24 protein-coding genes are annotated in these 21,897 nt (G+C 68.1%); 14 read left to right on the forward strand and 10 right to left on the reverse strand.

Annotation, left to right across the window (positions count from 1 at the left end; genetic code table 11):
* Positions 1 to 283 precede the first annotated feature (283 nt).
* The 5 genes from A9974_RS05650 (at position 284) to A9974_RS05670 (ending at position 5,215) form a co-directional block, all read left to right on the forward strand.
* The gene (locus A9974_RS05650; protein WP_255468047.1) at positions 284 to 826 is read left to right on the forward strand and encodes a c-type cytochrome; all 543 of its coding nucleotides are present in this window, start codon (positions 284 to 286) and stop codon (positions 824 to 826) included.
* Between the two features lie 384 nt (positions 827 to 1,210).
* Positions 1,211 to 1,585, forward strand: a complete 375-nt coding sequence (locus tag A9974_RS05655; protein WP_183003177.1) for a hypothetical protein — start codon at positions 1,211 to 1,213, stop codon at positions 1,583 to 1,585.
* 199 nt (positions 1,586 to 1,784) lie between these two features.
* On the forward strand, positions 1,785 to 2,498 hold the full coding sequence (locus tag A9974_RS05660; RefSeq protein ID WP_183003178.1) for an MgtC/SapB family protein: 714 nt from the start codon (positions 1,785 to 1,787) through the stop codon (positions 2,496 to 2,498).
* A gap of 102 nt (positions 2,499 to 2,600) precedes the next feature.
* Complete coding sequence (locus A9974_RS05665; protein WP_183003179.1) at positions 2,601 to 3,002, forward strand: DUF2946 family protein; 402 nt, start codon at positions 2,601 to 2,603, stop codon at positions 3,000 to 3,002.
* Positions 3,003 to 3,049: 47 nt separating this feature from the next.
* Entirely contained in the window at positions 3,050 to 5,215 is a 2,166-nt protein-coding gene (locus A9974_RS05670) for a TonB-dependent siderophore receptor (RefSeq protein WP_183003180.1), read from the forward strand.
* On the opposite strand, the gene A9974_RS05675 is transcribed toward A9974_RS05670, so the two are convergent.
* The 3 genes from A9974_RS05675 to A9974_RS05685 form a co-directional block, all read right to left on the reverse strand.
* A complete protein-coding gene (locus A9974_RS05675; RefSeq protein ID WP_183003181.1) occupies positions 5,203 to 6,324 on the reverse strand; it encodes a DUF748 domain-containing protein in 1,122 nt (373 codons plus the stop codon). The two genes, A9974_RS05670 and A9974_RS05675, sit on opposite strands and share 13 nt — an antisense overlap.
* 258 nt (positions 6,325 to 6,582) lie before the next feature.
* On the reverse strand, positions 6,583 to 6,771 hold the full coding sequence (locus A9974_RS05680; protein ID WP_183003182.1) for a hypothetical protein: 189 nt from the start codon (positions 6,769 to 6,771) through the stop codon (positions 6,583 to 6,585).
* A 177-nt stretch (positions 6,772 to 6,948) separates the two neighbouring features.
* Complete coding sequence (locus A9974_RS05685; RefSeq protein ID WP_183003183.1) at positions 6,949 to 7,854, reverse strand: EAL domain-containing protein; 906 nt, start codon at positions 7,852 to 7,854, stop codon at positions 6,949 to 6,951.
* Positions 7,855 to 8,218: 364 nt separating this feature from the next.
* On the opposite strand from A9974_RS05685, the gene A9974_RS05690 reads away from it, so the two are divergent.
* The 3 genes from A9974_RS05690 (at position 8,219) to A9974_RS05700 (ending at position 12,677) form a co-directional block, all read left to right on the forward strand.
* A complete protein-coding gene (locus A9974_RS05690; RefSeq protein ID WP_183003184.1) occupies positions 8,219 to 10,330 on the forward strand; it encodes an FUSC family protein in 2,112 nt (703 codons plus the stop codon).
* 137 nt (positions 10,331 to 10,467) lie between these two features.
* The gene (locus A9974_RS05695; protein WP_183003185.1) at positions 10,468 to 11,304 is read left to right on the forward strand and encodes a universal stress protein; all 837 of its coding nucleotides are present in this window, start codon (positions 10,468 to 10,470) and stop codon (positions 11,302 to 11,304) included.
* Between the two features lie 191 nt (positions 11,305 to 11,495).
* Positions 11,496 to 12,677 (forward strand): PepSY domain-containing protein, encoded by a 1,182-nt coding sequence (locus tag A9974_RS05700; RefSeq protein WP_183003186.1) that lies wholly within the window; start codon positions 11,496 to 11,498, stop codon positions 12,675 to 12,677.
* A 30-nt stretch (positions 12,678 to 12,707) separates the two neighbouring features.
* Here the strand turns inward: A9974_RS05700 and A9974_RS05705 are convergent, their stop codons facing one another.
* The 3 genes from A9974_RS05705 to A9974_RS05715 all read right to left on the reverse strand — a co-directional run bounded on the left by A9974_RS05705 (position 12,708) and on the right by A9974_RS05715 (position 13,705).
* Positions 12,708 to 12,860 (reverse strand): DUF3309 family protein, encoded by a 153-nt coding sequence (locus A9974_RS05705; RefSeq protein ID WP_183003187.1) that lies wholly within the window; start codon positions 12,858 to 12,860, stop codon positions 12,708 to 12,710.
* Positions 12,861 to 12,908: 48 nt separating this feature from the next.
* A complete protein-coding gene (locus A9974_RS05710; RefSeq protein WP_183003188.1) occupies positions 12,909 to 13,079 on the reverse strand; it encodes a hypothetical protein in 171 nt (56 codons plus the stop codon).
* Between the two features lie 77 nt (positions 13,080 to 13,156).
* On the reverse strand, positions 13,157 to 13,705 hold the full coding sequence (locus A9974_RS05715; protein WP_183003189.1) for a type 1 glutamine amidotransferase domain-containing protein: 549 nt from the start codon (positions 13,703 to 13,705) through the stop codon (positions 13,157 to 13,159).
* A gap of 113 nt (positions 13,706 to 13,818) precedes the next feature.
* Between A9974_RS05715 and A9974_RS05720 the strand changes: the two genes are divergently transcribed.
* Positions 13,819 to 14,850, forward strand: coding sequence for a DNA topoisomerase IB (locus A9974_RS05720; RefSeq protein WP_183003190.1), 1,032 nt, complete (start codon positions 13,819 to 13,821; stop codon positions 14,848 to 14,850).
* A 134-nt stretch (positions 14,851 to 14,984) separates the two neighbouring features.
* Complete coding sequence (locus A9974_RS05725) at positions 14,985 to 15,329, forward strand: YqjD family protein (protein WP_183003191.1); 345 nt, start codon at positions 14,985 to 14,987, stop codon at positions 15,327 to 15,329.
* Between the two features lie 66 nt (positions 15,330 to 15,395).
* Here the strand turns inward: A9974_RS05725 and A9974_RS05730 are convergent, their stop codons facing one another.
* Together A9974_RS05730 and A9974_RS05735 are read right to left on the reverse strand one after the other, a co-directional pair.
* Positions 15,396 to 15,566, reverse strand: a complete 171-nt coding sequence (locus A9974_RS05730; RefSeq protein ID WP_183003192.1) for a CsbD family protein — start codon at positions 15,564 to 15,566, stop codon at positions 15,396 to 15,398.
* A 96-nt stretch (positions 15,567 to 15,662) separates the two neighbouring features.
* The gene (locus A9974_RS05735; protein ID WP_183003193.1) at positions 15,663 to 16,283 is read right to left on the reverse strand and encodes a DUF4142 domain-containing protein; all 621 of its coding nucleotides are present in this window, start codon (positions 16,281 to 16,283) and stop codon (positions 15,663 to 15,665) included.
* A 207-nt stretch (positions 16,284 to 16,490) separates the two neighbouring features.
* Here A9974_RS05735 and A9974_RS05740 point away from each other — a divergent pair, with 207 nt between their 5' ends.
* Positions 16,491 to 16,772 (forward strand): DUF378 domain-containing protein, encoded by a 282-nt coding sequence (locus tag A9974_RS05740; RefSeq protein WP_183003194.1) that lies wholly within the window; start codon positions 16,491 to 16,493, stop codon positions 16,770 to 16,772.
* A 43-nt stretch (positions 16,773 to 16,815) separates the two neighbouring features.
* Here the strand turns inward: A9974_RS05740 and A9974_RS05745 are convergent, their stop codons facing one another.
* Complete coding sequence (locus A9974_RS05745; protein ID WP_255468045.1) at positions 16,816 to 17,100, reverse strand: hypothetical protein; 285 nt, start codon at positions 17,098 to 17,100, stop codon at positions 16,816 to 16,818.
* Between the two features lie 153 nt (positions 17,101 to 17,253).
* Here A9974_RS05745 and A9974_RS05750 point away from each other — a divergent pair, with 153 nt between their 5' ends.
* Positions 17,254 to 17,637, forward strand: a complete 384-nt coding sequence (locus A9974_RS05750) for a hypothetical protein (protein WP_183003195.1) — start codon at positions 17,254 to 17,256, stop codon at positions 17,635 to 17,637.
* A gap of 30 nt (positions 17,638 to 17,667) precedes the next feature.
* Here the strand turns inward: A9974_RS05750 and A9974_RS05755 are convergent, their stop codons facing one another.
* Positions 17,668 to 19,035, reverse strand: coding sequence for a sigma-54 dependent transcriptional regulator (locus A9974_RS05755; protein ID WP_183003196.1), 1,368 nt, complete (start codon positions 19,033 to 19,035; stop codon positions 17,668 to 17,670).
* A gap of 263 nt (positions 19,036 to 19,298) precedes the next feature.
* Between A9974_RS05755 and A9974_RS05760 the strand changes: the two genes are divergently transcribed.
* Both A9974_RS05760 and A9974_RS05765 read left to right on the forward strand, forming a co-directional pair.
* Entirely contained in the window at positions 19,299 to 20,246 is a 948-nt protein-coding gene (locus tag A9974_RS05760; RefSeq protein ID WP_255468049.1) for a sigma-54-dependent Fis family transcriptional regulator, read from the forward strand.
* A gap of 171 nt (positions 20,247 to 20,417) precedes the next feature.
* Complete coding sequence (locus A9974_RS05765; protein ID WP_183003197.1) at positions 20,418 to 21,872, forward strand: RNA polymerase factor sigma-54; 1,455 nt, start codon at positions 20,418 to 20,420, stop codon at positions 21,870 to 21,872.
* The last annotated feature ends 25 nt before the right edge of the window (positions 21,873 to 21,897 follow it).

The following is a 21,897-nucleotide window of genomic DNA, read 5'->3' on the forward strand; positions in this document are numbered from 1 at the left end:
AGCTGCTTGGCGACGTATTCCGGCGTCAGGCCGGCGAGGTTGGGGAAGATGCCGCTGGCGGGCGTGATGCCGGCCTGCCCGTGACAGGCCACGCAAGCCTGGACGCCGGCCGCGGGCTTGCCGGTGGCGGCCAGTTGCTTGCCCGCCGCCGGGTCCGCGCCCTGCAGATAGCCTTCCCGCCCCGCCTCCCCCCGTCCCCGGCCGCAGCGCGCTGGACTTCAGCGCCTCGCGGCCCGCCTGGGAAGGCTATCTGCAGGGCGCGGACCCGGCGGCGGGCAAGCAACTGGCCGCCACCGGCAAGCCCGCGGCCGGCGTCCAGGCTTGCGTGGCCTGTCACGGGCAGGCCGGCATCACGCCCGCCAGCGGCATCTTCCCCAACCTCGCCGGCCTGACGCCGGAATACGTCGCCAAGCAGCTGGCCGACTTCCGCCAGGGCACGCGCAAGCAGCCGCTGATGAACACCATCGCCCAGGCCCTGACCGAGCAGGAGATCGGGCAACTGGCGGCCTACTACGGCACCCTGGCGGGGCCGCCCCTGCACGTCGGGGAAGCCGGCGGCGAGGCGGCGCGCAAGCTGGATCAGGTGGGCGACGGCGCGCGCGCCCTGCCCGCCTGCGCCAACTGCCACGGCCTGCGCGGCATGGGCGAAGGGCCGCTGCTGCCCCGGCTGGCCGGCCAGTCCAAGGAGTATTTCGCCGACCAGATCAACGCCTTTCGCAACGGCTCGCGCCAGAACGACGACGTGGGCGTGATGCGGGCGTTCGCGCAGCGCCTGACCGACGCCGAGGTCGACGCGCTGGGCCAGTACTACGCCGGAGCGCGCTGAAGCCGCGCACTGAACAGCCGATCCCCGTGGGCTCCGTCTTGGGGTCCATTTTTTTCTTGGTGTTTTCCCTAATCCCTTCTTATAATCGCAGCACTTTCAACCACCCCGAGATCAATGTGGACAACGACGGATGTAGTCGATACACGACTGCTAGCGCCGCTTGACGCAGGATCCGCAGAGTTTTCTGCCGAGTCCTGCGTAAAGCCAGGACAAGGCCATTCGGCCTCGGACAGCCCCCGCGCGATGCGCGCACTGCCCAGGCCGCAGCCCTCCCCCTAAGACCCTCTTTACCGACGCGATTCGCGGGCTTTGTTGCGCCCGCCACGTAGCGGGCAAGCGGCGCATGCATGTGGACCTTCCACCGTACTCCCCCTGGAGACGATCATGCGCATCAAGAAATTCCTCCCTTTCCTGGACGGAGCCGCCGCCGCGCGCGGCGCGGCCCACGCTGCCGCGCCCGCTGCCCGCCCCTCGGCTCCCACCTACCAATTCACCATCGTCAGCGTCGCCGACACGCTGAACGTGCTGCGCAAGCAGCTGTACTACGAGCTGCAAGCCCTGGACCTGCGCGTGCTGAACGTGCGCATCTCGCGCCAGGATGCCGGCCAGCTGGCCAGCACCACGGTCACGCTGCAATGCCCGCCGCAGCTGCGCAGCCTGCTGAACGCCGTCGCGCTGCGCCTGGGCCAAAGCCCCGACGTGCGCCGGGTCCACTGGGAAAACGAAGCCGGCGCCAGCATCGCCGTGCTGCCGGCCTGAACGACGGAACCGAGTGACGGAAAGAAGACTGTCATGAAAGATCCGTACAAATGCCTCCTCGTCGCCCGCGTGGCGGCCCTGCTGCTCATCTGGCTGCTGGCCTTCGTGCTGACGGCGCTCTCGGTCTGGCAACTGCCCTGAGCGCCGCCAGCCTCTGGCCGGCAGTACCCCAACACATGCTGCACCCGAGAACAACAAGATGAAGAACTTCGAAAACATCCAGCTGCTGACGCTGGCCAACACCTTGATCAGCCTGGCCACGGCCTTCGTGCTCGGGTCCATCGTGGGCTTCGAGCGCCAAGTCCGCCAGCGCACTGCTGGCCTGCGCACCAACGCCCTGGTAGCGGTGGGTGCGGCCATTTTCGTGGACATGGCATTTCGCATCGGCGGCCCCGATGGCGGCGCGCGCGTCGTCTCGTACGTTGTGTCCGGCGTGGGCTTCCTGGGCGCCGGCGCCATCATGCGCGAAGGTGGCAGCATTCGCGGCCTGAACACCGCGGCGACGCTGTGGGGCTCGGCCGCCATCGGCGCTTGCGCGGGCGCCTCGCTGATCCTCGAAGCGGTGGCGGCCACCGCCTTTGTCCTGGCGGCCAACACGCTGCTGCGGCCAGTGGTCAGTTACGTCAACCGCCAGCCGGTGGACGCACAGACCACGGAAGTCACCACCGTCATCCACGTCATCGCCCATGTCGACCAGCGCCAAGCCGCCATGGCCGTCCTGGAAGACGTGCTGGAAGACGAACAGCTGCCCCTGTCGGAACTGAAGATCGACCAGTTCGGCGAGAACGAGGTCGAGATCGAAGCGGCCTTGAGCGAAGCCTCGGTGGACGAACTGGACCTGGACCGCGTCACCGCCCGCATTGCCGCCGCGCCCGGCATCCGCACGGCATTCTGGGCCGCCAGGACGGTGTAACGCCGCAAGCGCCAGCCTGGCGGCATGCGGCGATGCGTCGCATGCCCAGGCCCGCCGCAAGGGCGACGACGCCCCCAAAACCCTCTAGAATGGGCGCCGACCATGCGCCGCCCGTTCCTGTCCATCGCCCGCAACGCCGCCACCCTCTGGCTGGTGCTGGCGCTGTTCGCGCTGAAGGCGCTGGTGCCGCAGGGCTTCATGCCCGCCGCCCAGCAAGGCACGCTGATCCAGCTATGCTCGGCTGCTGGCACCATCTGGGTGGCCGGTCCCGCCAAGCACGGCGATGCCCCAGACGAACGCCATGCGGCCCAGGCTGCCGCCTGCCCGATGGGCGCCATGCTGGCGGCGCTGGCGTTACCGCCGTCCCCTGCGCCGCGGTTGGCCAGCAGCGCCGTCATGGCCCATCCGCTGGCCGCGCGCGCGCCGCCGCCCGTCGCCGAAGGCTTCCTGCGCGGCCCGCCGCTAGGCGCCCGCGCCCCTCCGTTTGTCTCGGTCCTCAGCTAGTCGCTCCGCCGCCCCCTTGCGGCTTTATTGGCTTACCGAGAGTTTCCATGTCTTTTTCTTCCGCCAGGACGCGCCGCGTCCTGAAACGGCGCGTGGCCGTCTGGACCGCGCTCGCCTTCACGCCCGCGCTGCACGCGCAGACCGTTGCCCCCGCACCCGCTGCCGCGCCCCGCGGCATCGCCACGCTGCCGGCCATCTCCGTCTCGGCCGAAGCGCCCTCCGCCACTTTGCTGGAACAAGCCAGCACCGGTACGCTGCTGGGCCTGACGCCCTTCGACACCCCGGCCAGCATCGAGGTCATCAGCAACGAGCAGCTACGTGAACGCGGCGCGGTCAACGTGACCGACGCCATCACCCAGGCGGCCGGCATCAGCGCCATGCGCCATCCCGGCAACGGCGGCTCGTCGCTGTCGTCGCGCGGCTTCACCGATTCGAATTCCGTGGCGCAGTTGTACGATGGCGTGCGGCAGTTCGGCGGCGTCGGCCAGACGTTCATCTACGACCCCTGGGCCGTGGACCGCATCGAAGTCCTGCGCGGCCCGGCGTCGGTACTGTATGGCGAAGGCGCGATCGGCGGCGTGGTCAACGTGATTCCCAAGAAGCCCACCCGCGGCCCGATCGAAAACGAGATCCAGACCACTATCGGCACCCACGACACGCAGCGGTTGGGCTTTGGCAGCGGCGGTGCGCTGGACGACAAGTGGTCGTACCGGCTGGACATCAGCGGCAACCACAGCGATTCGGGCATCAGCCTTGGCGATTCGCGCGACTTGGCCGTAACCGCCGCGCTGCGCCTGGACGTGTCGCCCGAGCTGAACTTCACCCTGACCCAGGCCTATGCCTGGCAGGAGCCGATGCGCTACTTCGGCACGCCGCTGATCAACGGCGATATCGACTACAGCCTGCGCGGCAAGAACTACAACGCCGCCGACAGCAAGATCATCTACCGCGATAGCCGCACGGAACTGAAGGCGGAATGGACGCCCAATCCCGCCACCCGGGTGCGCAGCCGCGTCTATTACATCGGCAGCGACCGCGACTACCGCGACGCCGAAAACTATACGTGGCAGCCGGCCAGCGGCCTGATCCAGCGCAGCGCCTACACCGACATCCGCCACGACCAGGAACAGGTCGGCACCGTCACCGACGCCAGCTTCGACGGCCACCTGTTCGGCCTGGCCAACAAGGTGGCGATGGGGTTTGAAGTCAACCGCGCCTCGCTCAAGCACACCAACAACTCGCCCTATTCGGGCACGTCGCTGGTGGACCCATACGACGTGGACCATGGCCGCTTCATCAACGTGGCCGGTACCACGCCGCGCTACCGCAACACGGCCGACCAGTACGCCCTGTTCGCCGAAAACCGCCTGATGCTGACCGAGCGCTGGTCGGTGCTGGGTGGCCTGCGCTACGACCACATCGACCTGAAGCGGCGCGACCTGGTCGCCGGGCAGACGGCCTTCGACACCACCTTCAACAACGTCGGCTGGCGCATCGGCACGGTCTACGACGTGTTGCCGACGCTGTCCGTCTACGGTCAATATGCCGAGGCCGCCGACCCGATCGGCAGCCTGCTGCTGCTGTCGCCGGCCAACAAGGATTTCGAGCTGTCCAAGGGGCGCCAGATCGAGGTCGGCGTCAAGCAGACGTTCTGGGACAACATGGGCCAGTGGACCCTGGCGGCCTACCATATCCGCAAGAACAACCTGGTGACGCGCGACCCGAACGACCCGTCGCTGCGCATCCAGGTGGGCGAGCAATCCTCGCGCGGGCTGGAAGCCACGCTGGGCGTCGAATTGACCCCGGCCTGGCGGGTGGACCTGAACGCCGCGGTGCTGCGGGCGCGCTACGACGACTTCAGCGAATCGGTCAACGGCACGGCCGTCTCGCGAGCCGGCAACGTGCCCACCGACGTGCCCGAACGCGTGGCCAATGCCTGGGTCAGCTGGAAGTTCGCGCCGCGATGGACCGCCAGCGCCGGCCTGCGCTACGTGGGCCGGCGTTTTGCCGATGCCGCCAACCGGCTGGAGATGGCGGGCTACACCACGACCAACCTGGCCCTGCAATGGGAGCCACGCCGCGACCTGACACTGGCGCTACGCGCGTTCAATGTGTTTGACCGCCAGTACGCCGAAACCGCCTACTACAACCAGACGCAATGGCTGCTGGGCGAAGGACGCCGGGTGGAGCTCAGCGCGAACTACCGCTTCTGATCGTTTGGCGAGAAAAGGTCGGAGATCGCGTCGCCCACGTCCTTGACCGCGCCGGCGACGCCGCCGGCCGCGCCTTCGGCGCCCACGCCGATCATGTGGCCGACACCCCGGGCGATCTGCGCCGCGAACCCGCGCGACGCCGAGAACTTGGGGTTGTCCAGGCTGCCGGACAGGCTGAACTCCATGCGCAGCGCGCCGCTGCGGTCTTGCATGGCGGCCAGCACCGCCTTGCGCGGCAACGAGAACAAGGAGCCGTCGCCGCTGAATTTCAGGTCGCGCAACGCCACCACGCCGGACGCCTTCAATTGGCGCTTGGCGATGCGGGTCTGCATGTCCAGGTCCATCGCGCCGCCGGACAGCGACCCCGCGCCGTTTTCGGCCAGATACGGCGCCGCGTAACGGATATCCATGTTGCGCACCGCCACCTTGATATCGGCGTCGGTGCCGCCGACTTCAAGCGACCCCGTGGCGGTGACCGTAGCCGCACCGTTGCGGTTGTCCTCGACCGAGCCCTTGAATTCCATGTCGCTGCGCTGGCCCCCGGCCGGCAGCACCAGTGGCGTCAGGCGGGCCGATACGCGATTGAACGGAATGCGGTGCGGCGGCTTGGCGATGGCGGCATCCAGGAAGTCCAGCCGGCCGTCGGTCAGCACGATGTCGTCGGCGCGGATGGGATGCTTGCGGCGCGTGACGCCATCGCTGCCGCCGTCGGCCTCGCGCAACGCGGCTTGCAGTGCCGGGGATATCTGCATGTCGCCATCCGGGGTACGCAGCACGGCAAAATCGAAGCCCTCGATGGTGATCTTGCGGAACACGGCCTCGTGCCGCAGGAATGACGTCCATTCAGGTTCGGCCACCACGCGCCGCGCGCTCGCCGGTGCGGCATCCGCGCTACCCGCGATTTTCACGTCGGTCAGCACCAGCTGCTTGAAACCGACCTGCACGTTGCCCACCTGCGCGCGCGGACCAAGCATATTGGCGATACGCAGTTCGACGATGCGGGTGCCGGCCAGCGCCAGCACCGCCAGCACGGCGGCCGCCAGCACGATGATGGCCAGCGCCATGCCCAGAGGCGAGCGGCGGCGCGCGGTAGCGGTATTCGTGCCCATTGAAGATCCTGTTCGATGGCCGGGCCGCGACTCGGGCCCCGCGGAGCGCCTGCGGCCCTCCCCCCCGGCACCTTACCGACGCCCCAGCCGTGGCGCAAGGCTTGCGCCATTACCGGTGCGGGGCCACCAAGGCGATGACCATCCAAACGGCGGATGCGGCGATGCCCGCGCGGATAGTCCACGCGGGCATCGCCGCTACTCACCCGGCGAACGCCATCAGGCGCTGCCACGCGGGCTCAATCGGGTATTGCTAGCGCATCAACGCTGCGTCTGCGGACGCTGGCCGGCTTGGCCAGGCTGCTGGCCCGGCTTGCCGTCCTTGTCCATTTGCTGGCCGCCCTGACCGGGCTGCTGCTGGCCCGGGGACTTGTTGCCGTCCTTCGGGCTTTCCTGGGTTTGCTGCTTTTGGGGCTGCTTTTGCTGGTCGGGCTGATTCGGGTTTGCCATTGCAAGTCTCCTAGTAGGCGGAACCATTCCGCCAACCCTGACGTAGCAACTGCCGTGCCCAACCGCGCCGCCGCCTGGGCGAACGGCGCGCGCCGCCCCGTAAGGCCGGTCCGGCCCCGGTAAATTAGGGGAATGACGAGTAGAAATGGCGGCGGCGCGAGCGTGCAGCCCTGGCCCTTATTGCGTCGTGACGTGCACCGGCAGCCCGGTTTCTGCGTCCTGCGGGTCGAAGGCGTCCAGCCAGGCCGAGGCGTAGCTGGCCGGCGCCGCCAGCGGCTCGCCACCATCGCGTTGCATGCGCAGCCGCATGATCAGGTCTTCCAGCGGCATGGGCCGCCCTAGCGCGTAGCCCTGGCCGTAACGACATCCCGCGGCCCGCAAGGCGGGAATGTCGGCCACGTTTTCGACACCCTCGGCCACCACGCGCCAACCCAGCCGGGTCGCCAATTCGGCGGCGGTGCGCAGCACCTCGAACGCCACCGCGCTACGGCGCATGCGGGTCACGAAATACTGGTCTATCTTGACCTCGGACAGCGGAATCGCCGACAGCAGCTTCAGGGACGCGTGGCCGGTGCCGAAATCGTCCAGGCTGACCTCGCAACCGGCCTCTTCCAGGCGGGCCAAGGTGGCGCGCAACGCCTCGAGTTCCTTGATGGGCTGGTCTTCGGTCAATTCAACGCGTAGCAGCGACGCCGGCAATTCCGCGGCGTGAATACGGGTCAGCAGAAAATCGACCGAACGCTCGTCGGACAAGGTGGAGGCCGGCGCGTTGATGGCCACCGGTATGGCCATCCCCGTGCGGCGCATGGTCTGCAGCATGTCGATGACCCGCTGCGCGACCCGTTCAAACAAGATGCGGTCGAGCCCGAGCCGATTGACGGTGGGAATGAATTCGGCCGGCATCACGATGCCCAGCCGGGGGTGCTGCCAGCGCGCCAGCGCTTCGGCCGATACGATACGGCCGGTCAATAAATCGACCTGGGGTTGCAGCAGCACCCTCAGGCCCTCTTTGCCGGTAATCATGGCAGCGACTTCTTCGTCGCTGACCACCGAGCTTGTGGAAGCCTCGTGATTTGGCATCATGTTCGCTCCTGAAGCGCCCCGGAGTACGGCCTGCGCTGTCCGGGCGCAGACCGAGGCACATTGGACATGAATATTCACATTCGGCTTGCAGGGATGGATATTCTTACTGCCTAGCGTTATGTACCAATCGCTATCTCATTTGATCGCCATTGTTTTTTATGCGATTTCGAACATTTATTCCAGGCAATTGTGCTCCCTTGCGGCGCCAAAGTCACACATATGTAACCATGAGTATTCAACGCCGTGTATTCATGAAAATCCCAATAATCGGACGCTCTGAAAATTCATTATTTTTTTGTCTTGTCGACATGGTAGCGTTGCGTCTTTTCCGCCGATCCGGCCCCATTGCCGTCGTATTTTCCGAGTGACTACCCTGCTCTCCCGTTGGCGCAACTCCCTGCGCAATGTTCTTTGGCTGGACGCCCTGCAAGCCGCCGCCATCAGCGCCGCGCCCGTCATCCTGGCCGTATTGGTGCACGAACCCCGCCTGGGCTGGACCGCCATCGCCGCGTTCTGGGCCTGCTTCGGCGATCCGGGCGGCCCGCTGCGCCAGCGCGCCGGGTCAATGCTGGCGCTGGGATTGATCGGCGCGCTGTTCTGCTTTCTGGCCAGCATCAGCGCCGGCCATCTGTGGCTGCTGCTGCCGCTGACCTTCCTGTGCTGCACCTTCGGCGGCCTGTTGCGGGTGCTGGGGCCGGCGGCGGCCATTGTCGGCACGCTGCTGTCGGCCGGTTTCGTAGTGGCCGCCGAGTTGCCCGCGCCCACCCTGGCGGCCAGCCTGTCATATACCCTGTTCTTCGTAGCGGGCGCGCTGTGGGCCATTTTGATGACGGCCCTGGTCTGGCGCCGCCGCCCCTGGAAGGACGCGACCCACGCGGTGGCGCATTGCTATCGCGGCCTGGCCGATTTTGCCGACGCCTTGGCGCGCCTGTATTCGGGCCTGGCGCCCGCCGGCGGTCCGCAAGCCTGGAGCGCCGTCACCCGGGCGCAGCGCGGCAGCCTGCGCGCCGCGCTGGAAGCCGCCCGCGGCCGCATCCGCGAGGTGCAGGACGCGCGCCCGTCGCGGCGGGCCCGGGCCCAGCAATTGTTCTACCTGCTCGATAACGCCGAGGACAGCTTCATTGCGCTGGTGGCCGCGGCGGACCTGCTGGAATCGAACGCGCCGCGCTGGCTCGGCCGCGGCGCCGGCGCCAACCTTTCGCATGCGTTCCACCGCTACGCCAGCGTCGCCAACGCCATCGCCAGCACCTCGGACGTCACCGATGCCAAGCAGGCCGAATGCCTGCGCGAACGCCTGGCGCACTTTGGCGCGGGGCTGCACGAGCTGCGCGGCGCGGCCATGGCCTACGCCCCGGACCTGGCGACCATGGTGCCGGTACTGGACCGCATGCAGCAAAACGCCCAGTCCGTGATGCAGGCGCTGTTCGACCGGGACGGCGCGCCCGATGCCCCCGCGCTGGCCGCGCGCGCCGAATCGCCCGCGCGCGCGGCCTGGCGCAGCCTGCGCCAGAACCTGCGCTTTGAATCCGACGCTTTCCGCCATGCGCTGCGCGTGGGCATCGGCGCAACCATCGCGGTGGCGCTGTCCAAGACCTTTGCCGTCAACCACGGCTACTGGATGTCGCTGACGCTGGTGTTCATCCTGCAGCCGTATTTCGCCACCACCTGGAAGCGCACCGTCGAGCGCGTGATCGGTAGCGTGGCCGGCGCGATCGGCGCGTCGCTGCTGGGGCTGCTGCTGAGCACGCCGCTGTCGGTGGCGCTGGCGGTGCTGCCCATCGCCCTGGGCACTTTCGCCGCCCGTACCATCCACTACGCGCTGTTCACCTTTTTCCTGACCTCGCAGTTCGTGCTCGTCAGCCATATCCAGCAACCCGACATCTACGAACCGATGCTGGCGGCGCTGCGCGCCTTCAACAGCGTACTGGGCGGCGTGCTGGCCCTGCTGGTGGGCTTTCTGGTGTGGCCCGAGAAAGAACCGCGCCAACTGGCCGGCGCGCTCAGCCGCGCGCTGGAACGCCACGCCGCCTATGCCCAGGCCTTGACGCAGGACAAGAGCGGCGCCGGCGGCGGCCAGGACATCGTCGGCTTGCGCCGCCTGGCCTGCCTGTCGGCCGACAACGCCGAGGCCTCGCTGCAACGCCTGCAGCAGAACCCCGTGCACCGCGACCGCAACGTGGACACTGCGGTAAATCTCCTGAATGCCATGCGCCGGGTCACCGCGGCCGGCACCGTGCTGGAGATCCAGCCCGCCTTGCCGCCGGACAGCCCCGCTGCCCCGGCCCTGCGCGACTATGGCCTGGTGCTGGCGCATGCCCTGCATCCGCAGGAGGCGGAGCCCCCCGCGGCCATCCGGCAACTGGCGGTGCCAGCCGCGCTGGCGGCTGCCGCGCCGGGCCTGGCCGGCCCGCTGGACCGCATTGCCCAGCAGGCGCGCCAGGTCAGGCAACTGCGCGAACGGGTGCAGCAAGCCTGAGACCCCGGCCCGCCGGACCGCAAGGGGCCCGCGTTTGCGCCAGCCCCGTCAATCTGCGTCCTGCTTGACGCGGGTCAAAGGCGCAATGGCCGGGACGCGCCACGATAAAGGCCTGTCGCGCTGAAAAGGAGGCCGCCATGTATCGCCGCATTTCCGTACACCTGGACCACGGGTTCGATTGCCAACGCCGCACCCAGGTCGCGCTGGCCCTGGCCAAGCGCCACAAGGCCGAACTGGTCGGCATCTACGCCAGCTCGGCGCCGCCGCAGTACTACTACGGCGAATCGGTGCTGATGTCCAAGACCCTGAGCGTGATGCGCGACCTGCAGGCACAGAACCGCGGCGCGGTGCAGAACGCCTTCCTGGAGGCCGCGGCCAGGGCCGACGTGCCGGCGGTGGTGCGGGCCGGCGACAGCACGCCCAGCGCCAGCGTGGCGCTGTTCGGCCGCAGCAGCGACCTGATCATCGTCAGCCAGCAGAACCGCGAGGACATCGAAGCCGCGCACGAAACCGAATTCGTCGAACAGACCTTGCTGACCGCCGGCCGTCCCGTGCTGGTGGTGCCGTCCAGCGGCGACTTCCCTGTCGTGGGCGAACGCGTGCTGTATTGCTGGGACCGCAGCCGTGAAGCGGCCCGCGCGTTGGCGGACGCGGCGCCGCTGCTGCGCTCGGCCTCGCACCTGGCGGTGCTGACCATGGACGAAGGCGCCGCCACGCGCAAGGACGAAGCCGTGCCGTTCGAAGACCTGGCCACCTATTGCATCGCCCAGGGCATGCCGGCGCCCGGCCACGTGCGTCGCGACATCAAGGGTGTAGGCGTCGGCAGCACCATCCTGAACGCGGCGGCCGACCACAGCGCCGACCTGATCGTGATGGGCGCCTACGGCCACAGCAAGTTCCGCGAATGGGCGATGGGCGGCGCCACGGCGTCGATCCTGAAAAGCATGACCGTGCCGATCATGTTCTCGCACTAGGGCCTGGGACCCGGCGGCACCCGCCGCCAGGCCGATGTTTTCGAAGCCCACACCCAGCGGACAGACCAGCTCCAGCTTGGGCAGCGCGGCCATGTCGTCGGCATGAAAGCCAGTGGCGCCAAAATTAGCTGCCAGATATTACGCCTCGGTACAATTGCGCGCCACCCGACTGTCCCGCCTTTGAACGCGTCATGAAAGCCAAGCTACGCAAGTCCCTGCGCACCGCCCTGTCCACCCTGCACCGGTGGGTGGGATTCATCCTGGGGGGGGTGCTGGTGCTGGCCGGCCTGACCGGCAGCTTGCTCGCTTTCGACCACGAACTGGACAGTTGGCTGAATTCGGCCATGCTGCGCAACAGCACCGGCGTCTGCGCCGCCCCGCTGCCGCCTTCGGCCGCCGCCCATGCCGTGCGGCAGGCCTGGCCGGGCGCCAGCATCAATGCCATCACGCTGCCCGAGGCGCCCGCCGACAGCTACCGGGTGCAATTCAAGCACGCCGCCACCGCCGACAACGAAGCCGGCGTCGACACGTGCTCGGGCCAATTGCTGGCCAGCCGCGACCGCGATGCGGTGTCGCTGGACCGCGCCCACCTGATGCCGCTGCTGCTGCGCTGGCACATGACGCTGCTGCAGGGCAAGACCGGCCGCGAGGTGCTGGGCTGGCTGGCCGTGGCCTGGATCGTGCTGTTGCTGGCAGGTGTGTACCTGGCCTGGCCGCGGCCCGGCCACTGGCGCCGGTCGGTGTCGGTCACGCGCGGGGTCGGCGCGTTTCGCACCAGCTATGAATTGCACCGCGCGGCGGGCCTGATCTCGGCGGTGTTCCTGCTGGTGGTGGCCGGCTCGGGCTTTTTCATGGGGTTGCCGCAACTGGGGCGGCAGTTGGTCGCCAGCGTGGCCAACGTGCCGGCCGACGCGCGCGCGGCGGCGCTGGCGCCGCTGGCCGCGGGCGACCCGGAACTGGGTTGGGATGGCGCGGCCGCCAAGGCGCGCGAACTGGCGCCCGCGGACGCGACACTGGTGATGCTGCGCCGTGACGCCGCGCGCGGCGTCTACCAGGCCCGCGTGCGCCGCGCTGACGATTGGCAACCGGTCGGCACCCTGCGCCTGTTCATCGACATGCGCAGCGGCGAACGCGTGTCGGCGGCCGACCCCTTGTCAGGCACGGCCGGCCAGCGTTTCCTGGCCGTGATGTTTCCCCTGCATTCCGGCAGTCTCTTCGGGCTGCCCACCCGCATCCTGACTGCTGTGCTGGGACTGCTGCCGTTGCTGTTCTTCGTGACGGGACTGGTGATCTGGATCAGCCGCCGGCGGCTCAAGCACCGCGGACGGCAAGCGGCGGCCCAGGCGCCCAGGCCGCAGGCCGGGCGCGCCTGAACCGCCGGAAAACGCTGGGGCGCCCCGGCGCTATATCCGTCCCATCAGCAAGAGCACGATCAGCACGATGACAACGATCCCCAGCAAGCCGCTGGGGTAGTAGCCCCAGCTGCGGCTGTGCGGCCAGGCCGGCACGGCGCCGACCAGCAGCAATATCAGAATGATCAGCAAAATGGTGGACATGGCTTCACCCTTTATTCTTGGTTGATTTGTCGTTGCGGCCAAGCCGCATTAATGGGTCCAACGGGTCCGCGACAGCTTTTCCTTCACCGGCGGCTCGAGCGGCGGCAGATCCACCTCCGGCTCATCGGTATCGGGATCGACCGGCAGATCGCCAGGCGGCGAGCCCGGCGGAATCGGGTCCGGCTTGGGCGGAACATGCAAGAACAGATCGGCTGACATGGCACTCTCCTGTAAAGGTGCTGCTTTGGGCGCGACCGGAAACCTCCGGCCGCGCGAATCCGGCAACGCGCCGGCACTCAACGGCGCGCCAGCGCAAATACGCGCAGTAATTCCCGGTTGAAGGCGGGGATGTCATCCGGCTTGCGGCTGCTGATCCACCGGCCGTCCACCACCACCTCTTCATCCACCCAGTCGGCGCCGGCATTGCGCAGGTCATCGGCCAGCGACGGCCAACTGGTCATCTTGCGGTCCTTGACCAAGCCCGCGGAAATCAGCAACCAGGCGCCATGGCAGATCACGGCCAGCGGTTTGCCAGCCTCGTGCATCGCATGGACGAACTCCCGCGCCTTGGGATGCAGCCGGATCTCATCGGCATTGACGACGCCGCCCGGCAACAGGACCGCGTCGAACGCATCCTCGCGCGCCTCGGCAAACATCAGGTCCGCCTCGTAGCGGTCGCCCTTGTCGTTGTGCTTCATGCCCTGCACGGGTCCGCGCTTGGCCGATACGATGACGGTACGGGCGCCCTGCTCGTGCAGCGCGTCGCGCGGGCCGGTCAGCTCGACCTGTTCAAAGCCATCCACCACCAGGATGGCCACATTGAAGTCCTGTAGTGTCTTCGCCATGCAAAGCTCCTGTATTGCCGTGAACCGCCTGTCAGCAAGCGGCGTGCCCGGGCCGGCGGCCATGCCCTGGGCACACGGCTTGCGAGGGCTGCCGCGACCTTCAGGAGGGCACGATGCCAGAGCGCAGGCAAGTCAAACCGCAGGCGCCCGCCGCCGCAAAGCTGGTCTACATGGACGACACCCGGCCCGGCTATACCCGCGTGCGCGTCGACGGAACGACCTTCCGCTACCTGGATGCGTCCGGCAAGCGCATCACCCGCAAAGACGAGCTGGACCGCATTCGCGCCCTGGCCATTCCACCGGCCTATGAATCCGTCTGGATCTGCCCGCTGCCCCACGGCCATCTGCAGGCCACCGGGCGCGACGCGCGCGGCCGCAAGCAGTACCGCTACCACGCCGCCTGGGCCCGGCTGCGCGACGCCGACAAATACCAGAGCCTGACCGAATTCGGCGCCCGCCTGCCGCGCATCCGCAACCGCGTGCGGCGCGATCTGCAGGCCCAGGGGCTGGCGCAGGAGAAGATGATCGCGGTGGTGGTGCAGCTGCTGGAAGACACGCTGATCCGCATCGGCGCCCGCGAATACGTGCGCGCGAACCGTTCCTACGGCCTGACCACCCTGACCCGGCGCCACGCCACGGTCAGCGGCGACCGGCTGCGTTTTCGCTTTCGCGGCAAGAGCGGCGTGGAGCACGATGTGACCGTGACCGACAGGCGCATCGCCCGCGTGATCAAGCGCTGCCTGGATATTCCCGGGCAGCAGCTGTTCCAGTACCTGGACGACAACGGCGAGCCCCGCGCCGTGGACTCGGAGTCCGTGAACGCCTATCTGCGCGAAGCCGGCGCGGCCGACTTCACCGCCAAGCACTACCGCACCTGGGCCGGCTCCGTGCTGGCCTACGCCGCGCTGCAACGCCGGCCCTACGTCGACGAGCGCCAGGCCCGGCAGGAAGTGGTGGAGGTAATCAAGGCGGTCGCGCAACGCCTGGCGAACACGCCGGCCGTGTGCCGTGCGTGCTACGTGCACCCGTCGATCATCGACACCTATCTGGCGGGGCAGTTGCCGCCGCGCGGCGTGGCGCCCGCCAGCCCGCGCGGCCTGAGCGCCGACGAACGCCGGCTGCTGGCTTTCTTGAAGCGCGCGTGAACTTCGCCGCCAAAGCATCGGCGGCCTGACGCGTCGCGGCGTCCAAAAATTGCAAGCGGATGTGGCGTTGATGGCAGGCGCGGCGCTTGCTGGGTAAAAAGGAAATTCCCCCCACACCCCCCCAGGAGCTAACGATGGCCAACAACCCTACCCCGCTACCCTCCGACTTTCCCGAGCACGGCCCCGACGACCGCGGCACACGCCGGCGCCGGCGGCATCCGGAAAGCTGGATCGACGATCTGGAGGCCACGCTCGGCGACGCAACCTCCACCGACCTCGAGGCGCTCAAGGCGCGCCTGGCGGACCAGTTGCATGACGCGCGCAGCAGTCTGCGCGACGCATCCGATACGGCGCACGACATGGTGCGAGAAACGCTGGACTGCACCGAGCAATACATCCACGCGCGCCCCTGGCAAGCGGTTGGCCTGGTGGCCGGCGCCGCCTTCCTGTTCGGCGTCATCGTGGGCCGGCAGCAATAGACACGAGCGCCGCGCCCGCCGGGGCGCGGCGCCTGCATGCCTGTTTTACCTGCGCGTCCCGTTTTTTTACTTTTGCGCCTTGTCCTTGGCGTCGCCGTATGCCGCCTGGGTCTTACCCGCGACCTTCTGGGCCGCGCCCTTCAGTTCGGTCGACGTGCTGCCCGTGACCTTGCCGGCCACTTCCTTCACCTTGCCTGCGGCTTCGTTGACACGGCCCTTCACCTGGTCCTTGTTCATGGCTATTCCTCATTGCGTGGATAAAGCGTCAACGCCGGACGGCGCGCGCGGCGTCCTTTCAGCAAGTGGCGTGCCTGGTCTCGTGCCAAGGGCGCCCTACTTGGTCGGCGCCACCGAGGCCGGCGCCTCGCGCGCCGCCGGTGAAATGGCCGCAGGCTCATCCTTGGCCGCGGGTGGCATCCGTTCTTGATTGGCGGCCGGATCGCGCTTGAGCGCCCGCGCCAGCGCCAGATGGTCGGCCAACGCGGGCGCGGCCCGGGCGGCGAATTCGCGCACCTGGGCATCGCCGGCCTGTTTGGCCGCATCCTGGTACAGGGCCACTGTCTTGACGTGCGCGTCCACCGCCACCTGATCGATATACAGCGCATCGAACGCCGCACCGGTCTTGCCGGCCAGGCCGTCCAGCGTGCGCTGGTCGGCTGGCTCGGGCTTGTCCGGCAAGGCTACCTGCTTGCTGCGGGCCAGGCGTTGCAGGTCCGCAGCGCCGGCCTGATGCTGCGACTGCATCTTGGCGGCAAAGGTGCGTACCTCTGTGCTGGCGGCACGGTCGTGTGCCAGCGCCGCGGCTCGCGCCTGGAAGGCATCCGCCGCCGCGGCCGCCTGCAGGAAATGACTATCCGCGTCCGGCAACCCGGCGGCGCCGGCCGCCAGCGGCGCGGCCAGCAGCCCGAAAAGGCAGGCCGCGGCCAGCCCTTGCATCAGCGTCTTCCTGGTCATGATGGTCTCCTTGCCCGCACGGCGGGCGGATATTCAGGGACAGGGCAATCACCTGTCAGCAGACCCGCTGCCCGCCCCGCCGCAAAGGCAGCAACCGCCATGCCCGCCTGCGCGCGGCACGCGGCTTGCTGAGGCGGCGTACCCGCACGCGCGAACATCATTCGGCCCGGCGGCGGCGCATTGCCGCCGCCGGCAAAGGAACAGACCATGTACGCCTATGGCGAAGACAACGAAACGCCCGCCGTCCCGGGCGAGGCCGCCGTGCCCGATGGCGGCGGCTGGCGCGGCTTGCGGCCGCTGGACTGGATCGCGTTGATTGCCCTGGTCGCCGGCGGCGTCAATTGCGGCCTGATTGCCGCCGTCAACCTGGATGTCTTTGCGCGCGTGCTGCCCTCGGCCATGGCCACGCGCGTCGCCTACGGCCTGGTTGGCCTGGCGGCGCTGCATTGCGTGGTGCTGCTGTTCCGGCTGGGCGCGGAAGACGACTGACCGCGCGACTGACGGCGGCGGTCCGCCTCCGTCGCCTGTCGCTTCAGCCCCGCGCGCCCGGCTTGCGGGTGCCGGGATACTGCCCGCCTTCCTCATATTCCGGTCCGCCCGGATGCGGCTTCTTGTCGGCCCCGCGCTTGGGCGCGGAATCCTTGTCCGACCCCGGTTTGTCCGAACCGAACTGGCCGCTACGGCTGGCGGCGTCGGTGTCGTCCCGCGGCGTGTTCGCCTTGCCGTCGCCGGTCCTGGCGGCATCCGCCTTGCCGGTGTCTGCCCGCGCGGCGTCCGTCTTGCCGGCCGCTGTCTTTTTTGCATCGATGTGGCTCATTTGCCTCTCCTTACGCCGCGCCAGCCCAATCCAGCCGACGCCCAGCCCCTGCCGGCGCAAGCGCCATGCCTGGCCAATGCGGGAACGACGCTTGCTAAAGGACTGGCGCAGGACGGCCAACCATCCGGCCGACCTCATCCAAAGGAGTCATCCATGAATCTGTCCAAGACCCGTCTGTCCACGACGCTTATTCCCGCCGCGGCCCTGTGCCTGTCCTTCCTGGCGCTGCCGGCCGCCGCGCAAACCGCGCAGGTGCGCAGCAGCGAACAGATCGACAATCAATACAAGATGGACAAGAAGCAGTGCGACGCGATGAAGGGCAACCAGAAGGACGTCTGCCAGAAGCAGGCCGAAGCCACCCGCGACAAGGCCAAGGCTGACGCCAAGGCCGGCAAGGAAAAGGCCGAAGCCAATCACGACGCCGCCAAGGTGCGCAACGATGCCGACTACAAGGTCGGCAAGGAGAAATGCGACGCCATGTCGGGCAACGCCAAGGACGCGTGCGTGGCTGACCTGAAGACGCGCTACGGCAAATAATGCCCCGCGCCGCCCGCCGCCTGGCGGGCGTCAGCGCGAGGACGGCGGCGGCTCGCCCGGCAGCGTGTAGCCGGCCGCCGCGTATTCTTCCAGGCGGTTGTAGAGCGTCTTGGGGCTGATGCCCAATATCGCCGCGGCCTGCTTCTTGACGCCCTTGCAGCGTTCCAGCGTGGCCAGGATCAACCGGCGGTCGGCATCGGCCAGGGTTTCACCCACTGGCACGCTGACCTGTCCGCCGCCCAGGTCGCCGCTGGGCGATACCTGCGGCGCCAGCAGGTCGGCATCCAGTTCGTCGCCTTCGGCCATGATGAAGGCCCGCCGCACGAAGTTCTTCAGCTCGCGCACATTGCCGGGCCATTCGTATTGCGCCAGCGCCGCCGCGGCCCGCGCCGAAAACGCCTTGGCGCTGCCCGTTTCCTGGTTCTGCGCCTGCAGGAAGCGGTCGGCCAGGAATGCGATGTCTTCGCCGCGCTCGCGCAGCGGCGGCAGTTCCAGGGGAAAAACGCTCAGCCGGTAATACAGGTCTTCACGCAGCTTGCCTTCCTGGACGGCCTGCTCGGGGTTGCGGTTGGTCGCGGCGATGATGCGGATGTCGCAACCGATCTCGCGGTTGGTGCCCACCCGCATGAATTGGCCCGTCTCAAGCACCCGCAGCAGCTTGACCTGAAGGTCCAGCGGCATTTCGGTGACTTCGTCCAGGAACAGCGTGCCGCCGTCGGCGCGCTCGAAATAGCCTTTGTGCTGGCGATCGGCGCCGGTGAAGCTGCCGCGCTCGTGGCCGAACATTTCGCTTTCGATCAGGTGCGGCGAAATCGCGCCGCAGTTGACCGCGATGAAGGGGCGTTGCCGCCGCGTGCTCAGTTCGTGGATGGCGTGCGCCGCCAGTTCCTTGCCGGTGCCGCTTTCGCCGATCAGCAGCACCGTGACGTTGGTGGGCGCCACCCGCCCGATCTGGCGATACAGTTCGCGCATGGGCGGCGACGCGCCATACATCTTGCCGAAACGCCCCGCTTCTTCGAAGGGCGTGCCGGGCAGTTCGCCGCCCGCGTTGGTCATGATGCGCGCCAGGATCTCGTTCAGGCGGTCCATGCAGATCGGCTTGACCAGGTAGTCGGTCGCGCCCAGGCGCAGCGCCTGCACGGCATTGTCGACCGTGCCATGGCCGGTCATCACCACCACTTCGGCGCTGGCCACGGCCACGTTCTTGAAGATATCCATGCCGCTGCCGCCCGGCAGGCGCACATCCGTCAGCACCAGGTCAGGCGCTTGGCGCTCGAGCTGGATCAGCGCGTCCTTCACGCTGGCCGCCAAGGCTACCGTGAAGCCGCTGTCGCGGCCGATCTCGGCCAACGTTTCGCGGATGGCGTCGTCGTCTTCGACGATCAACAAGTGAGGCATGAAGGCTCCATGGCACGGCCGCCCGGGCGGCGCCCGGGCCTTTTCCGACCAAGTTCGAGCATAGCCAGTCTGCGAAGCGCGGACGTAAATATTCGATACGATCCACTAAAGTTTTCTAATGCTTTCAACTGGTCGCATCCGCATGGCATCGCAGCCTCTACCATCGACCTAACCGTCACGCGCCCCAGCCGGGCCGAGGAAAATGCATGCCTGATCGCTCCGCCGGCGACCGCGGAGAGACCGCGGCGCCGGATTCCGCCGCCATGGATGTCTCCGGACTGTCCCCCATCATGCAAAAGCTGGCCACGCAGTTGCGGCTGGCCGCCGCGACCGATGCCAGCGTGTTCATCGTGGGAGAAAGCGGCGCCGGCAAGGAAGTCGTCGCCCGCGCCATCCACGACGCCAGCGAACGCCGCGACCGGCCATTCGTGGCGGTCAACTGTGGCGCCATCAGCGGCTCGCTCGCGCATGCCGAATTGTTCGGCCACGAAAAAGGCAGCTTCACCGGCGCGGTGGCGCAGAACGCGGGGTATTTCGAATACGCCAGCGGCGGCACGCTGTTCCTGGACGAAGTGACCGAAATGCCGCCCGACATGCAGGTACATTTTCTGCGGGTACTGGAAGTGGGCACCTATCAGCGCGTGGGCGGCGCCGACCTGCTGCGCGCCAACGTGCGCATCATCTGCGCCAGCAACCGCGATCCGGCCGCTTCGGTGGCCGACGGACGGTTACGCCAGGACTTCCTGCATCGGCTGCTGGTCATTCCGCTGCGCGTGCCGCCGCTGCGCGAACGCACTGGCGACGCGCTGATCCTGGCGCAGCGCTTCCTGGATGCGCTGAACCGTCAGCACGGCACCCGCAAGAGCTTCGCCAAACCCATGCTCGACGCGATTGCCCGGCACGACTGGCCCGGCAATGTGCGCGAGCTGCGCAACGCCGTCCAGCGTGCCTATATCCTGTGCGACGACGTCCTGGACATCGCGCTGCCCCGTCCTCGCGCCGCACAGCGCGCCGAGTTCAAGGACGGTGCCCTGAACGTGCCGGTGGGCACGGCGCTAGGCAATGCCCAGCGCGACTTCATCCTGGCCACGCTGGCTCATCATGGCGGCGACAAGCGCCTGGCGGCCGAGACCCTGGGCGTCAGCCTGAAGACCCTCTACAACCGCCTGGACGTCTACGAAAAGGAACAGGGCGGCCCGGCCGCCGCCTGATCGCCCCCCGCGCAGCGCAGTTTTTACCGTCCCCTTGTAAACCTGAACGGACACGCGCCGTCCCCGGGCGGCTCGCCGCCCGGCCGCAAAGCAGGCATGGTTCTTGCATGGATAGAAGGATGAGCCGCCTTCCGGCGGCGCCCGCTCCAGGAGACGAGATTGGGACATCCCATGCAAGAACTGCGGCTGCGCCAGCAAATGACGTTGGCCCCCAGGCTGCAGCAATCCGTCAAGCTGCTGCAGATGTCAGCGCTGGAATTCACGACCGCGGTCGAGCTCGCGTTGGCCACCAATCCCTTTCTTGAGGATGGCGATGAGCAAGTCGCGGACCCGCCTTCGACCCAGGCCGACAGCGGTGGAGGTCCGCCGGCGCAGTCCGCCGCCGAGCCGGACGTGTCCGTCTCTGCCGCTGCCGAGCCGTCCGACACCGAGGGCATGGCCGATGCGCCGGCCGCGCCGGAATACTCGGGCGACTACCCGACCGCCAGCCGCGCCGACGGCGAAGACCACGACCTGGGACAATGGGCCAGCGCACCCGTGTCGATGCGCGAAAAACTGTCGCTGGACCTGGGCAACTACCGGCTGGAGCCGCGCGGACGCCTGCTGGCCGAATTCATCATCGACGCCCTGGATGAAGACGGCTACCTGCGCACGCCGCTGGCCAATCTGTGCAGCGCGCTCAGCCCGGATTTCACACCGCCGCCGGACGAAGGCGAATGGCTCGCCGCCTTGCGCCTGGTGCAGCAGCTGGACGCGCCCGGCCTGGGCGCCCGCGATCTGCAGGAATGCCTGTCGTTGCAGTTGGACGCCATGCCCGGCGTGAGCGCGCCGCTGCGCGAACTGGCGCTGCGCGTCGTCTGCGAGCAGATCGAGCGGCTGGCCAAGAACGATGCCGCCGGCCTGCGCCGGGCCTTGAACTGTTCGGAAGACCAGCTGCGCGAGGCGTGCGCGCTGATCCGCGGCCTGGACCCCAAGCCCGGCCGGCGCTACGACGTGCAGGCGCCGGCCTATGTGGTGCCGGATGTGTTCGTCGACAAATACCATTCGCGCTGGCGCGTGGTGCCCAACCGCAGCGCCATGCCGCAGGCCCGGCTGCACCGCGTCTATGCCGACCTGTTCCGCCACGCCCGGCTGGACGACCGCAGCCCCATGGCGCAGGAATTGCAGGAAGCGCGCTGGCTGGTGCGCAATGTGGAACAGCGCTACACCACTATCCAGCGCGTGGCCGAAGCCATCGTCAAGCGCCAGCAGACCTTCTTCGAATATGGCGAGGTCGCGCTGCGCCCGCTGATGCTCAAGGAAGTGGCCGACGACCTGGACATGCATGAATCCACCGTCTCGCGCGCCACGGTCAGCAAGTACATGGTGACCCCGCGCGGCGTCTTCGAATTCCGCCATTTCTTTTCGCGCGAGCTGCACACGGATTCCGGCGGCACCTGCTCGGCCGCCGCGGTCCGCGCGCTGATCAAGGAACTGATCGACGCCGAAGACCCCGCCATGCCGCTGTCCGACGTCGCCCTGACCCAGCAACTGGCCAGCAGCGGCATCGTCCTCGCCCGCCGCACCGTCTCCAAGTACCGCGGCCAACTCCGCCTTCCGCCGGCCGAACTACGCCGGGAGCACTAGGGCCTGCGCGAGGCGCCTTTGGGTG

It is taken from the genome of Achromobacter sp. UMC71, from assembly GCF_014170305.1.
Lineage (GTDB): Bacteria > Pseudomonadota > Gammaproteobacteria > Burkholderiales > Burkholderiaceae_B > Achromobacter.